Origin of the sequence: Dyadobacter sp. CY356, from assembly GCF_021440195.1 — a bacterium.
Taxonomy (GTDB): domain Bacteria; phylum Bacteroidota; class Bacteroidia; order Cytophagales; family Spirosomataceae; genus Dyadobacter.
Genome location: NZ_JAJTSZ010000006.1, coordinates 188,270 through 202,304, shown reverse-complemented (window position 1 = coordinate 202,304; position 14,035 = coordinate 188,270). Strand labels below are relative to the sequence as shown.

At 40.4% G+C, this 14,035-nt stretch carries 12 protein-coding genes and 1 other RNA gene; 9 read left to right on the top strand and 4 right to left on the bottom strand.

What is annotated here, in order from left to right; genetic code table 11:
• The first annotated feature begins 119 nt into the window (after positions 1-119).
• From LXL81_RS19825 to trmD, 8 genes are all read left to right on the top strand, one after another.
• Entirely contained in the window at positions 120-1,004 is an 885-nt protein-coding gene (locus LXL81_RS19825; protein ID WP_234648502.1) for a DUF2279 domain-containing protein, read from the top strand.
• A gap of 96 nt (positions 1,005-1,100) precedes the next feature.
• Positions 1,101-2,084, top strand: a complete 984-nt coding sequence (locus LXL81_RS19820) for a DUF2027 domain-containing protein (RefSeq protein ID WP_234648501.1) — start codon at positions 1,101-1,103, stop codon at positions 2,082-2,084.
• Complete coding sequence (locus LXL81_RS19815) at positions 2,032-3,522, top strand: DUF4403 family protein (protein WP_234648500.1); 1,491 nt, start codon at positions 2,032-2,034, stop codon at positions 3,520-3,522. The genes LXL81_RS19820 and LXL81_RS19815 overlap by 53 nt, the downstream gene beginning before the upstream one ends.
• Positions 3,523-3,625: 103 nt before the next feature.
• Positions 3,626-4,021, top strand: an RNA gene (gene rnpB / locus LXL81_RS19810) — RNase P RNA component class A.
• A 55-nt stretch (positions 4,022-4,076) separates the two neighbouring features.
• Entirely contained in the window at positions 4,077-5,600 is a 1,524-nt protein-coding gene (locus LXL81_RS19805) for an OmpA family protein (protein ID WP_234648499.1), read from the top strand.
• A gap of 141 nt (positions 5,601-5,741) precedes the next feature.
• Positions 5,742-6,317 (top strand): 30S ribosomal protein S16, encoded by a 576-nt coding sequence (locus tag LXL81_RS19800; protein ID WP_234648498.1) that lies wholly within the window; start codon positions 5,742-5,744, stop codon positions 6,315-6,317.
• Between the two features lie 91 nt (positions 6,318-6,408).
• Positions 6,409-6,975 (top strand): ribosome maturation factor RimM, encoded by a 567-nt coding sequence (rimM, locus tag LXL81_RS19795; protein ID WP_234648497.1) that lies wholly within the window; start codon positions 6,409-6,411, stop codon positions 6,973-6,975.
• A complete protein-coding gene (gene trmD, locus LXL81_RS19790) occupies positions 6,965-7,639 on the top strand; it encodes a tRNA (guanosine(37)-N1)-methyltransferase TrmD (RefSeq protein WP_234648737.1) in 675 nt (224 codons plus the stop codon). The genes rimM and trmD overlap by 11 nt, the downstream gene beginning before the upstream one ends.
• A 43-nt stretch (positions 7,640-7,682) precedes the next feature.
• Here trmD and LXL81_RS19785 read toward each other — a convergent pair whose 3' ends face one another.
• Positions 7,683-8,126: a GNAT family N-acetyltransferase gene (locus LXL81_RS19785; protein WP_234648496.1), complete on the bottom strand. Its 444-nt coding sequence runs from the start codon at positions 8,124-8,126 to the stop codon at positions 7,683-7,685.
• 52 nt (positions 8,127-8,178) lie between these two features.
• Complete coding sequence (locus LXL81_RS19780; protein ID WP_234648495.1) at positions 8,179-9,210, bottom strand: RluA family pseudouridine synthase; 1,032 nt, start codon at positions 9,208-9,210, stop codon at positions 8,179-8,181.
• A gap of 53 nt (positions 9,211-9,263) precedes the next feature.
• On the opposite strand from LXL81_RS19780, the gene LXL81_RS19775 reads away from it, so the two are divergent.
• The gene (locus LXL81_RS19775; RefSeq protein WP_234648494.1) at positions 9,264-10,172 is read left to right on the top strand and encodes a 1-aminocyclopropane-1-carboxylate deaminase/D-cysteine desulfhydrase; all 909 of its coding nucleotides are present in this window, start codon (positions 9,264-9,266) and stop codon (positions 10,170-10,172) included.
• 35 nt (positions 10,173-10,207) lie between these two features.
• Here LXL81_RS19775 and LXL81_RS19770 read toward each other — a convergent pair whose 3' ends face one another.
• Both LXL81_RS19770 and sufB read right to left on the bottom strand, forming a co-directional pair.
• On the bottom strand, positions 10,208-12,454 hold the full coding sequence (locus LXL81_RS19770) for a cation:proton antiporter (RefSeq protein ID WP_234648493.1): 2,247 nt from the start codon (positions 12,452-12,454) through the stop codon (positions 10,208-10,210).
• A gap of 108 nt (positions 12,455-12,562) precedes the next feature.
• Positions 12,563-14,014 carry a Fe-S cluster assembly protein SufB gene (gene sufB / locus LXL81_RS19765; RefSeq protein ID WP_234648492.1) on the bottom strand — a complete coding sequence of 484 codons (1,452 nt, stop codon included), beginning with the start codon at positions 14,012-14,014 and terminating at the stop codon, positions 12,563-12,565.
• Positions 14,015-14,035 lie beyond the last annotated feature (21 nt).

Here is a 14,035-nt window from a genome sequence, read left to right as displayed (position 1 = left end):
AATCCTCAAATTAATAAAGTTATAAATTAACAACTTTCTGATCGGGCAAAAGCTGGAAATCTTAAAGCTCCTTTCGGTATTTTTGAATGAAATATTTTAAACATTTACGCGTTCTTTTTTTGATTTATATTCTCCTGTCGGGTCACAATTTTTCGGCCGCACAAGAGGCCGGAGTTATTACAGATTCTACCGCAAAAATTGCCCCTGATTATAAGCTGCTTCATGGTATTTTTGCGGCGCAGTCGGTACTTTATCTTGGTACTATTTATGGACTAAGCAAATCATGGTATAAAAACCCGCTCACCAACTTCCGGGTACAGGATGACACTTATGAGTGGCTGCAAATGGACAAAATGGGGCACGTTTACACATCCTACCAAATTGCCCGCCACACCGCTGAAATTTATAAAAAAACAGGGATTTCAAAAAAACAGATGATGATCTATGGTGCCATTTCGGGTATCATCTTTCAAACACCTATTGAAATTCTGGATGGTTTTTCGCCGGATTATGGTTTTTCTCCCGGCGACATGATTGCAAATCTTACCGGTTCCACAATTTATCTGGGGCAGATCGCGCTTTGGGATGAAATCCGGATACAGCCGAAGTTTTCATTTCATTTTACCTCGCTCGCCGCCCAGCGTCCAAATTTACTGGGAAGTAAACCCACTGAACGCTGGTTAAAAGATTATAACGGACAAACCTATTGGTATTCAGCAAGTCCCCGGTCTTTTTTTAAACATAGCAACTGGCCGCCCTGGTTGTGTTTTTCTGTTGGATATGGTATTCAAAATATGATTTCTGCTGATCCCAAACAAAGTACTGAATTGGGATTTCGACCTTACAGGCAGTATTATTTTTCATTGGATATTGATCTTACAAAAATTAAAACCAGGAGCAAATTTGTCAGGACGATTGCTTTTTTAGCTAACTCGTTAAAAATTCCTGCTCCTGCTCTTCAGATAAGTAAAAAAGGAGTGGATTTTCATCCGTTATATTTTTGATAGGAAAAGGCACCGGGACTTGATGCAAAGAAAGAAGTAACTTTGTGATGGCGGAAGTTTTTAAAACAGATCGTCATTGAATTAAATTGAATAATTATGAATATTGGAGATAAGGTAAGATTGGTACATGGCCGTGAGGAAGGAATTATTTATGCATTTCTGCCGGGTAATGTAATTGAAGTAGAGATTGAAGATGGTTTTCGTATTCCCGTGTTGCGCAGTGAATTAGTGACGATCTCACCCGTGGAATCCCAACGTTTGAACAGAACGCCTGCCGGACAAACCATTGCTCCACAGCGTGATAGAATCGCTCCGCGCCAGGCAGCATTTTCAGAAAAGGGAATTTACATTGCCTTTGTTTCTATTAATGATAAAGCTGTAACACTGCATATTATCAACAATTCGGATTGGACATTGCCATTCAGCGCAACGACTCAGTTTGAAAATACACATATGGGTTTGTCTGCGGGCGTATTGCAGCCAAGGACGTCCCAGAAACTTACAGAACTGCAAATGAAAGATTTCGAAAACTGGCCGGTTTTTGCTTTCAATTTATTGTATTTCAGAGAAGGAACTTTCGATGCGTTACAGCCATTTCAAAAGAAAATCAAATGTCGCGCACAATCATTTTATAAGAGCAAAGGCCCGGCACCAGTGATTGGTAAAGATGCTTTTGTTTTTCAACTGGACGAAGAAAACGTTAAAAAGGAGGAAGTTGTGATAAAATCTGACATCCAGGAACAACTGAGGACAAGTTTAATGGGAGGGTCTGCGACCCCTAAAATTGAACTGGAAAAACCGGAGAGTATTGTGGATCTGCATGTTGAAAAAATCATTGAAGATTTTTCAAGATTGTCAAAAGATGAAATATTGAAACAACAACTGGCTACTTTTGAAACTCGTCTGGAACAGGCAATTGGGAATGGTATGGATGAAATAACATTCATTCATGGTGCAGGAAGCGGTGTATTGCGTGATGAACTGCATCGCCGGCTGAGCAAAAATCAACATGTTCAGTATTTTAAAGATGCTCAAAAGGAAAAATTCGGATACGGTGCAACGCTCGTTAAAATTAAATAATCGCTTTAAGCGCATAACCTGGTTCTTTTTATTGGTTGGAATCGGACTGAGTCAATGGCAATGTCGTCCAAAAGTTACCACGCCTAAAAAACCTATGGAAGAATATTTGTATTCAGACGCAGAAATTCAGAATGAAAAACATCTGTCGGTAATTAATTTACCTATTGAAATGCCTATTTCTGAGCTGCAAACGCAGATTAATACGCAGATCAAGGGTTTGATTTACCAGGACGACAGTTATGAAGACAACGGTGACGATAATATGAAAGCAAAGGTCTGGAAGCTAAGCCCGATCAGGGTTGTTGCCAAGGATTCTACTTTTCTGTTTGAAGTTCCGCTTAAAATTTGGGTCAGCGCAGGGTATAAGGTAAGTCCGCTGGGTTTGACATTATCGGGTTATAAGGATACAGAGTTTTCAATAAGTATCCGACTTATCTCGAAAATCGGCATTTCACCAGACTGGAAGCTGAAATCGGAAACCTATGTGGATAGCTACGACTGGATCACGGAGCCAAACGTGAAAGTTGCCGGCATCAACATACCGATCAAGAGCATGGTGAGCCGAATGTTGAACAAAAATTTTGAAAAGATAACCGATGCTATTGATCAGCAGGTTACCGGCAGTATTGAGATAAAAAAATATGTTGAAGCGGCATGGTTGCTTGCGCGTCAGCCTGTTTTGCTGTCAAAGGAATATGATACCTGGCTCGTTGTCACGCCAACTTCAATCATCATGTCGCCTTTAATGGCCAGTAATAATATTTTACGTGCTTCTATTGGCATCAAAGGTTACACGCAGACGGTAACATCGGCAGTGAAACCAGTTGTTAAACCCGCGCCAAAACTCCCTGATTTACAGATTGCGGATAAAGTATCCTCAGATTTCCGCGTAGGGTTAATCAGTCTGATTTCTTACGAAGATGCTGCCCGGCTGGCAACATCTCAATTTACGGGACAGAAATTTTCTTTCTTGGGAGGGAAATATAACGTTGAAGTTACGTCCATTGAAATGTATGGTCAAAATGAGCGGCTGATCATCAAAGCCGGGTTAAAGGGCAGTATGAACGGAAGCATATATTTAAAAGGAATTCCTTACTATGATCCGGTTTCTCAGAAGCTATCTTTGAAAAATCTGGATTATGATCTGGATACAAAAAGTACAATTATCAAGACAGCAAGTTGGCTGCTTCAGGGGAAATTTACTAAAATGATGGAGCAGGAAATGGTTTTTGGTATAGGAAGCCAGATGGCGGAGGCTAAAAAAAGTATCCAACAGACACTTTCCAATTATAAAGTAACCGACGGTGTTCAACTTAAAGGAACGCTCACTGAAATCACGCCGGATAAGGTTTATTTGACCCCAAAACACATTTATTCCGTTGTTTTCGCCCAGGGGAATGTCAATTTGCGTGTAGAAGGATTGCGAAGTTTTGAGTAACAAATTCAATTGCTAAGTAAACAAATGCCATATTTTTTACTTTTTATGGTAAATTGACTGCTGATCAAAGGAAAGTATTTCTTAGCTTTGTGGTCAAGTGAAAGGAATAAGCCGTCCTACCGCTGCGGTGAATGCCGGAGAGGAAAGTCCGGACAGCACAGAGTGCCGTACTTCCTAACGGGAAGGCAGTCGATTGGTGACGATCAGCTGACAGCTAGTGCAACAGAGAATATACCGCCTGGCACATTTTTTTATGACAGGTAAGGGTGAAAAGGTGGAGTAAGAGACCACCGCTTCAAAGGTGACTTTGAAGGCACGGTAAACCTTACGGGCTGAAAGATCAAATAGGTGTTAATTTGTGGGGCTGCTCGCCTCCGTTTTTCGGAACATTAGCACGGGTAGATCGTTAGAGGTTTTGAGTGATCAAAATCCTGGATAAATGGTAGGAATTCCGGTGCAGACCGGAGTACAGAATCCGGCTTACAGGCTTTTTCCTTTTTCTGTTTTTAAGTAAATAATTAATGAATAATTGAATCACATAACTAGTGTTTCCCATGAAGAAAAAGAATCTTTACATTGCTTTAGTTTGTTTGTCACTAATGAGCCTGGATGCGTTGGCTCAAAAAAACCGAACGTATGATGGACCAAACAAGATGAATACATGGTCTATCTCAGGATATGGTGGCATCACAAAATTCTTTGGTGATTTGAAAGAATACGATTTCAAAAGAGGCGATCATGAAAATTTGACCGGTGCATGGGGACTCTCCATTAACAAACAATTATCTCCGATTTTTGGTGTTCAGCTTACTGGTTACAACGGTTGGCTACAAGGATCAAAGAAAAATGTTACCGTTCCTAATCCTTCTAATCCATTGCTTACGAACACATACGATGCTTATTTCACAAGTCCATCGTTCGTTCAGGTTTCTTTGGATGGAACACTAAACCTTAACCGTTTGCTTTTTGGATATAAGAAATTGCGCAGATGGAAAGTAGATGCTCACCTTGGAGCTGGTATCATGTATTATCATACTGATGTTACTGCTACTAATACTGCAACTGGAAAAGTTACCAAACTTTCTTCTAACACAGACGGAAGTTCTAAAACAGCCGGAACATGGGATCGTAACGGTTCAACTTATACCCGTGAGTGGGTTATGCCTGCTGGTTTAGCTGTTCATTATGAATTGTCTCCACGTTTCGATCTTGGTCTTGACTATACTTACACGTATGTTAACACAGAAAAACTTGATTTGACTGTTGGTAACAGAACGGATTATGAAACACAAACTGGTTTGTGGACATTCCAGAAAGGTGATTCAAAAAATGACAGATGGGGAGTTTTGCAAATTGCATTGACTTACAAATTGGGTAAAAACGCTGTAATGGCGAAAAAAGGTAAGTATGATGCAGGTAGCGGACGTTATCATTTGCGTTGGGCTAACCCACAAGCATTGATTCCGGTTCCTTACAACCCAACCATGAACGATGCTGATTCAATTGCAAAAGCTAACATGCCGAAACCAGTTGATCCACGTCTTTACACTGATACTGATGGTGACGGTGTTGCTGACCTTTTTGACAAAGAACCAAATACTCCAGCGGGAAGCGTCGTCTCAGGTGGTGGTGTTGCAATGGATCTTGATAAAATTATCAGAGATGCTATCAAAAACAACCTGCCGAAAGACGAATGCGAAGCGTTGTTCAGTAATATCGAATTCGATACTGACAAAGCAATCATCCGTGATGCTTCGAAAGAAACTTTGAGCAAAGTGATTGAACTGTTAAATCTTCGCACAAACTGCCGTATCGTTCTTGTCGGACATACAGATGCCCGTGCTTCTGATTCTTATAACATGTCTCTTGCCCGTCGTCGTGTGGATGCTGCAAAACGCTTCCTGGTTCGTCAGGGTCTTAAAGACACAAGCAGAATTTTGATCGAGTACTTCGGTGAATATCGTCCGATTGCTGAAAACACAACAGTTGAAGGACTTCAGTCTAACCGTCGTGTTGAAATCAAGATCTTGCCAAATAACACATTGCGTTCAACATACCCTGCTGGTTTCCAGAAATAACAGGTTTTTGACATAAGAAAAAAGGGAAGTGATTATTCACTTCCCTTTTTTTATGCTTAATGATTATTGAACCAAAAATTATGCTTAAATTTGCACCCTGTTTAATTCAGGGACGAGTTCCCTTTCATAACAAATTCAATAATGGCAGTTAAAATTAGATTAGCGCGTCGTGGACGCAAACAAAAAGCGATTTATGATATCGTAATCGCAGATGCCAGAGCACCACGTGATGGTCGCTTCATCGAAAAGATTGGTAGCTATAACCCAGGTACTAATCCATCATCAGTTGTTTTGGATACAGCTAAGGCTGTTGACTGGTTGCTTAAAGGTGCTCAGCCAACGGATACTGCTCGTTCAATCCTGCATCATGAAGGTGTAATGCTTCGCAAGCATTTACAGGTTGGTGTAATTAAAGGAGCAATTGGTCAGGATGTTGCTGATGCACGTTTTGAAGAATGGAAATCATCTAAAACTGATCGTAATGTTTCTGCTGCAGATACATTAACTCAAAAATTAGATACTGCAAAACAAGCTAAATTGGATGCAGAACGTAAAGTAAATGAGTCACGTGCAGAAGCAATCGCTAAGAAGAATGCTCCTGTGGTAGTTGAAGAAGAAGTTGCTGCGGAAGAAGTTTCTGACGAAGTTGCTACTGACGAAACTGCGGCAGACGCTCCTGTGGCAGAAGATACTAATGAAGCACCAGCTGCTGAATAATTTAGTAGAACATACTTTCTTTATGGGTCTGTCGGTTTACCGTGCAGACTCATATTTGTTTTAAGGATACCAATAATAAATCAATACTATTTTGACACACGATAGCAGTTTTTTGCTGGGTTATATCGTTCGTACCCATGGTACGTCCGGCGATGTCGTTATTTTTCTGGATGTAGATTATCCTGAGGAATATGAAGATCTTGATTCTGTTTACTTCGATATTAAAGGGGATTTAGTTCCGTATTTTATTGAGCGTTTTAATTTACAGAAACAAGCCAAGGCAATTGTAAGATTTGAAGACGTAAATACCATTGAAAAAGCACAGGCTTTGGTTGGTACGTCGCTTTACCTGCCACTGGATTCTCTTGCCGAACTGGAAGAGGAAGAATTTTACTATCATGAGATCAAGGGTTATACTGTCATCGATGAAGTGAAAGGTGAACTGGGAATTGTCCGTGAGGTTTATTCTCTGAATGGGCAGGATCTGATTTCTATGGATTATCAGGGCGTTGAAGTTCTGATCCCAACTGCCGAAGATATCGTTCTAAAGGCAGACAAAGAAAATAAGAAACTGATGGTGAATTTGCCGGAGGGTTTACTGGAAATTTATCTGGAAAACGGTTCTGACAGCGATAATACTCCTGATGATGCGGATTGATATCATTTCGTGTGTTCCAGCACTTCTGGATAGCTTTTTCGCCCATTCAATCCTGAAACGTGCGCAAGAAGGAAAATATGTTGAAGTGGTTGTGCATGATCTGAGGGATTATTCAGGAAACAAACACCGTTCCATTGATGATTATGCTTTTGGAGGTGGCGCAGGTATGGTTCTTCAAATTGAACCTATTGCCCGTTGCATACGTACGTTGCAGGCCGAAAGGGAATATGATGAAGTTATTTATCTGACACCCGACGGTGAATTAATGGAGCAAAAAATGGTAAATCAGCTTTCTTTAAAAGGAAATCTGATCATGTTATGCGGCCATTACAAAGGTGTTGACCAACGTGTCCGGGATATTTTTATTACAAAAGAAATAAGTATCGGAGATTATGTATTGTCGGGCGGGGAAATTGCAGCAGCTGTGCTTGCTGATTCTGTTATTCGTTTATTACCAGGTGTATTAAACGATGAAACTTCGGCTTTGACAGATTCCTTTCAGGATAATTTATTGGCACCGCCGGTTTATTCACGTCCATCGGATTTTGAAGGTCACGGAATTCCGGAGATATTAGTTTCCGGTCACGAAGCAAAAATTGAAGCATGGCGCTATGAGCAGTCTATAAAACGTACAAAAGAAAGAAGACCGGATTTACTGAAATAGTAATCCGGTCTTCGGTTTTAAAACTAATATCTTGAATACATGCTCAAAAATCCAGATTGCAATTGATCCATTCGTCATCAAAGTTGGTTCCATACTTGCGATAAAAACCAACCGCAGAGGTATTCCAATCCAATACCTGCCACATCATTCCTGTGCATCCTGTTTGTTTGGCCGCAACAACGGTGGCATCAAAAAGTACCTTTCCAATTCCATTTCCACGCATTTCTTCGGTCACGATAATATCTTCCATATACAATCTCTTGCCTTTCCAGGTAGAATACCGGTAGTAATAAAGCGATAAGCCTATGATTTTTGAACCATCTTCTGCAACAAAAAAGTTGAAAAGATTTTCCTTATAATCACGGGACATTTTCTCAACGTTATTGCGTACCTGATCCAGTGCTTTTTCATAAATGGCCAGCTCCTTTACAAGTTCGAAAACGGCGGGTATATCTTCCAGGGTACCCTGGCGGGTGGAAATATTCATGTGTCAGGTAATTAATTGAACGATTGGATAAGTGTCTTATTATTAATTTATACTATTGATACTTGACAAAATTCTCCCATTTATCAACAATGGCTTGAAAATTTTCAGGAAGCTCCGTATCAAATTGCATCCATTCTTTTGTGGTTGGATGTATAAATCCAAGAGATTTTGCATGAAGAGCCTGCCCGGGAAGTAATTTAAAATTATTTTCTACAAAAACCTTAAAACTACCGGTTGTTCCGCCTCTCAAAATTTTATCACCACCATAAACGGTATCATTGAAAATCGGATGGCCAATATGCTTCATATGTGCCCTGATCTGGTGGGTTCTTCCGGTTTCAAGATTACATTTGATCAGAGAAACATAACGCATTGGTTTTAAAACCTCATAATGCGTAACCGCATGTTTTCCCTGAGCGCCATCTTCGAAGATATCCATTACACGCCGGTCTTTCGCGCTGCGACCGATATGGCCGGTTATTGTTCCTTTGTTTTCTTTCGGTTCTCCCCAGATCAAGGCGTTATAAGTTCTTTCAATGGTATGGTCAGAGAATTGTTTTGCCAGAAAAGTCATGGCAAATTCCGTTTTAGCTATCACCAATAATCCAGAGGTATCTTTATCAATTCTATGCACCAGGCCAGGTCGTCCTTCTCCGTTTCTTCCCGTTGGCAGGTTTTGAAAATGATAGACCAGCGCATTGATCAGCGTACCGGTCCAGTTTCCAAAAGCAGGATGTACAACCATACCTGTCGGTTTATTGACTAATAGCAATACGTCATCTTCATAAATAATATCCAGGGGAATATTTTCGGGAATGATTTCAGTATCGCGCGGTGCATTGGGAAGCAATAAGGTAATGACGTCGAGCGGTTTTACTTTATAGCTTGATTTGGCAGGTAAACCATTTACTTTTACAGCTTCCGCTTCAATCCCATTTTGTATTTTTGTGCGTGAAGCATTGGCCACATGAACATTCAAAAACTTATCAAGACGCATGGCTGTCTGCCCTTTGTCGGCCACAATCCGGTAATGTTCAAATAAATCGTCTTCGTCGGCACCGTTATCTATTTCGTCTGCGAGCATTTGGTCTGTTGTAATCGGGAATCTCAAATTAAAAAACAAAATTACCAAAATTCGTGGACTTACTGGTTCCTTCCTTGCCGACACCACTTCTGGAAATATCTGATGAAGTCATTTTAAAGGCCGGTGTCCGGTTATTTATCAAACGTGATGATTTAATCCACCCAACGGTTTCAGGAAATAAATGGCGGAAACTAAAATATAACCTTCAACAAGCCAGGTTGGAAGGAGCGGGGACGGTACTAACCTTTGGCGGTGCTTTTTCCAATCACTTGTACGCAACCGCGGCGGCAGGGAAATATGCAAGTTTTGAAACAATTGGTATAGTAAGAGGAGAAGATCCTGGTGAACGAAAATCATCGACTCTGAAATTCTGTGAAGCGCAGGGAATGAAATTGCATTATGTTTCGCGGGAGGAATATAGGCTTAGAAATTCGGATGATTATATCAACGAGTTGAAACGGAAATTTACAAATACGTTTATAATTCCGGAAGGTGGCACATCCGAATTCGCTTTGAAAGGCGTGGAGGAAATGGCGGAAGAGGTAAAACAACAATTAGGTTTTACTCCTGATTATTATGCAGTTGCAGCAGGAACGGGCGGAACTGCTGCTGGAATTCTTTCTTCTGGTTCTAACGCCCTGGCTTTTTCAGCTTTAAAAGGTGGAGATTTTTTGGAAAATGATATTTTAAATCTGATAGGAGAAAATAATCATCAGGGTCAGCTAAAACTATTTTTAGAATATCATTTCAAGGGTTATGCAAAATACACACAAGAACTACTTGATTTTATTTTGATATTCAAAAAGAAACATGGAATCCAGTTAGAGCAGGTTTATACCGGTAAGATGTTTTTTGGATTGTATGATTTAATGGAAAAGGGTTATTTTAAAAATGGAGATCGTATAGTGGCAGTTCATACGGGAGGTTTGCAGGGGCTTTTGGAAGGGTTGAAGAGGATTTAGCTTGATGAAATTTATTTCATCAAGCTAAATTATCCCTACCAAATACTATCCTTCCGCTGAATATAATCCTTAATCAAATCCCTTTCACCGGCAACCCACAATACATCTTCTTTTTCAATAATTACAGAAGAATCAGGGTTAAGAATTCGCTCGCCGTTTCTTTCTAATCCAACCACCATACCATGCGTCCGCTCCCGGATCTGGCTGTTTCTGATTGATTTTCCAATGATGTTAAATTCGCTTTTCACTTCAATTCGTTGCAACGTGATTTTATCCTCATGCGCCAGATAAGCTTCGCCATTTCTACTGATTTCTACATGGCCACGGAAGCTGTCAAGCTGGTCATCAGTACCAATCACTTCAATGCGGTCATATGGATATAATACTTCGGTCGGACGTGGGAGCTGGATTGTTTTGGTCCCTCGCTCGATAAGGACAACATTAATTCCGAAGCTTTCCCGGATTCCCAGTTGCTGCAAACTTTTTCCGATCAAAGATGAATCTGGGCTTACTTCCAGAAAGGCAAAATGGGCGTCCCAGGGTAATAATATTTTTTTGGATTTTCCACTTCCTTCCAGTTGCCGGGCATTAAGATTTTGAAGAAACCTGTCTTCAATTTTGCTGTAAAATAGTTGAAGCCGCTGATAAAATATTCCCATGGCTAAAACCGTAATTCCGCCAGCAATCATCAACGCCGTTGGTGTTTCAAAAAACGAACTCAGCGCAAAACCCATCAGAATAATTCCGATAAAAACTCTGGATAATTCCAGAAGCAATAACGGGCCACGGCTATATTTTCTGCTAAGCCATAGTGCGGAATAAGCCTTTCTGTTTGATCTTTTGAAAATTAGTGCCCAGATAAACGGGGAAATAAATAAAAAGGTAAGACCAAAAAATGCGGATAATGTCACATAGGTTTTAGGGACCCGTTGAAAAACCTGCGGTGCAATTTGCCTTGCCATGATGGACACAATACCAATAATGACAACGGAATTCAGAACAACTGTTTGTGCATAGGATTGAAGAATTAAATTCCAGTGTGTCGTTTTGGCGATGGTTGCCGTACTGTTGCTATAACGGTTCAACCGGGTTCTCCATGATTCAGGCAAATGTTTGTCAAACCATTCATAAAAAGGTTCTGAGGCCTTCATCATGTAGGGTGTCGTAAATGTGGTGATCACAGAAACGCCGACCGCAATAGGATAAAGAAATTCACTGGTCACTTTTAGTGATAAACCCAGATTAGCAATAATGAAGGAAAATTCACCGATTTGGGATAAACTCATACCGGCCTGAATTGATTTTTTCAAGGGCTGACCGGAAATAACAGCACCCATGGTAACATACGTTGTTTTTCCCAGGATCACCACAAATACCAGAATTGCAGTAGGAACGGCATATTCAACCAATAGTTTTGGGTTGATCAGCATACCGACTGAAATAAAGAAAATGGCTCCGAAAAGGTCTTTTACCGGTTTCAACAGATGTTCAATTTTCTCGGCATGTGTTGTTTCTGCTAAAATTGAACCCATAATAAAGGCACCCAAGGCAGCAGAAAATCCGGCTTGGGTCACAAGAAAGACCATTCCAAAGCAAAGGGCAATAGAAGTGATCAAAACACTTTCGTCATTCATCAGATTCCGGAAACGGCGAAGCAGGGTAGGGAAGATGAAAATTCCACCCAAGAACCATAATATCAGAAAGAAGAAAAGTTTGGCAATGGATTGCAGCATTTCCATGCCGGCAAATTGCTGACTGATTGAAAGTGTTGAAAGCAAAACCATCAGCAAAACAGCCGTCAAATCTTCTATGACGAGTATACCAAAAACGACACTGGTGAATTGTTGTGTTTTTAAACCAAGTTCTTCGAAAGCACGGAAAATGATTGTGGTCGATGATATGGCGATAATTCCACCTAAAAATAAACTGTCAATTTTACTCCATCCCAACAATTGTCCCGTAACAAATCCGGTTACGAGCATCAATGAGACTTCTAATAAACCTGTAATAGCCGCGGTGCTTCCTACCTTGACCAACTTTTTGAAACTAAATTCCAGACCCAGATTAAAAAGAAGAAAGATAACACCAATCTCAGCCCAGATTTCAATGGTCTTGATATCCGTAATGGTTGGGAAAATACTAAAATTGGGACCTACCAAAAGGCCTGCAAGAATGTATCCTAAAACAATGGGCTGTTTTAATTTTTTGAAAATGATGGTAATGATACCAGCCATTGTCAGGATTAAGGAAAGGTCTACAATTAGCTGTGGAACATGGGTCATTGGGTACTGGTATTTCGCGGAAAATATAATAATACCAATAAAATACAAAAAGCCTTTGATGATTCAAAGGCTTTTTGGTATAACTTGAAAAAATGAAATGCAATCTGCTTATCCTACACTACCTTCTAAACTGATTTCCAGAAGCTTTTGGGCTTCAACAGCAAATTCCATTGGAAGCTGGTTTAACACTTCTTTTGCGTATCCATTTACGATTAAAGCAACCGCTTGTTCCGTAGGAATTCCGCGTTGGTTGCAATAAAACAATATATCTTCTCCAATTTTCGAAGTAGTCGCTTCATGCTCCACCGTTGCGGAAGGATTGCTAACTTCTATGTAAGGGAAAGTATGCGCACCGCATTTATCTCCTAAAAGCAATGAATCGCATTGAGAGAAGTTACGTGCTTTATCTGCCTTTTTGAATACCTGAACTAGTCCACGGTATGAATTCTGGCTTTTTCCTGCCGAGATACCTTTTGAAACAATACGGCTTTTTGTATTTTTTCCGATGTGGATCATTTTTGTTCCGGTATCAGCCTGTTGCATGTTATTGGTTACAGCAACTGAGTAAAACTCACCGATCGAATTATCACCTTTCAGGATCACCGAAGGATATTTCCAGGTTATGGCCGAACCTGTTTCAACTTGCGTCCAGGAGATTTTAGAAAATGCGCCGTCACATAATCCACGTTTTGTAACGAAATTGTAGATACCACCCTTTCCATCTTTATCACCAGGATACCAGTTTTGAACCGTCGAGTATTTTACATTTGCATTTTCATGCGCGAAAATCTCTACCACAGCCGCATGCAACTGATTTTCATCACGCATCGGTGCTGTACATCCTTCCAGATAACTTACATGACTGTCTGCATCCGCTACGATCAGCGTACGTTCAAACTGACCTGTACCTGCTGCATTGATACGGAAATAGGTAGATAGCTCCATCGGGCATTTAACACCTTTTGGAATATATACAAAAGATCCGTCAGAAAATACGGCTGAATTCAGAGCCGAGTAATAATTGTCTTTTGGCGGAACAACCGATCCAAGATATTTTTTTACCAGATCAGGATGTTCACGAATAGCCTCACTGATCGAGCAGAAAATAATTCCTTTTTCTCTCAGTGATTCTTTAAACGTTGTAAATACAGATTCTGAATCCATAACGGCATCAACCGCAATAGAAACACCTGAAAGTCTTTTTTGCTCATTCAATGAAATTCCCAAACGCTGGAAAGTATCACGCAATTCAGGATCTATATCGTCCAGGCTTTCAACAACTTTTTTCTTCTTTGGTGCAGAATAATATTTAATTGCCTGAAAGTCAATTTTTGGATAATGCACATTAGGCCATTTTGGCTCGGGCATTTTCAGCCACATCGTAAAAGCCTTCAAACGCCACTCCAGCATCCATTCAGGTTCATTCTTTTTTGCGGAAATAAACCGTATAGTGCTCTCATCCAAGCCCACAGGAGCTTCGTCTGCTTCAATATCAGTTACAAATCCGTATTTGTATTCCGAACTGGTGATTTCCTCCAACAATTCTTCTTCTTTGCTCATAGTCTTAATTATATCGCTCTA

Coding starts and splice junctions, on each gene's coding strand:
- LXL81_RS19805 (WP_234648499.1), top strand. CDS start 4,077: ATGAAGAAAAAGAATCTTTACATTGCTTTAGTTTGTTTGTCACTAATG.
- LXL81_RS19780 (WP_234648495.1), bottom strand. CDS start 9,210: ATGCTCGCAGACGAAATAGATAACGGTGCCGACGAAGACGATTTATTT.
- LXL81_RS19800 (WP_234648498.1), top strand. CDS start 5,742: ATGGCAGTTAAAATTAGATTAGCGCGTCGTGGACGCAAACAAAAAGCG.
- LXL81_RS19820 (WP_234648501.1), top strand. CDS start 1,101: ATGAATATTGGAGATAAGGTAAGATTGGTACATGGCCGTGAGGAAGGA.
- trmD (WP_234648737.1), top strand. CDS start 6,965: ATGCGGATTGATATCATTTCGTGTGTTCCAGCACTTCTGGATAGCTTT.
- LXL81_RS19785 (WP_234648496.1), bottom strand. CDS start 8,126: ATGAATATTTCCACCCGCCAGGGTACCCTGGAAGATATACCCGCCGTT.
- LXL81_RS19770 (WP_234648493.1), bottom strand. CDS start 12,454: ATGACCCATGTTCCACAGCTAATTGTAGACCTTTCCTTAATCCTGACA.
- sufB (WP_234648492.1), bottom strand. CDS start 14,014: ATGAGCAAAGAAGAAGAATTGTTGGAGGAAATCACCAGTTCGGAATAC.
- LXL81_RS19815 (WP_234648500.1), top strand. CDS start 2,032: ATGCTCAAAAGGAAAAATTCGGATACGGTGCAACGCTCGTTAAAATTA.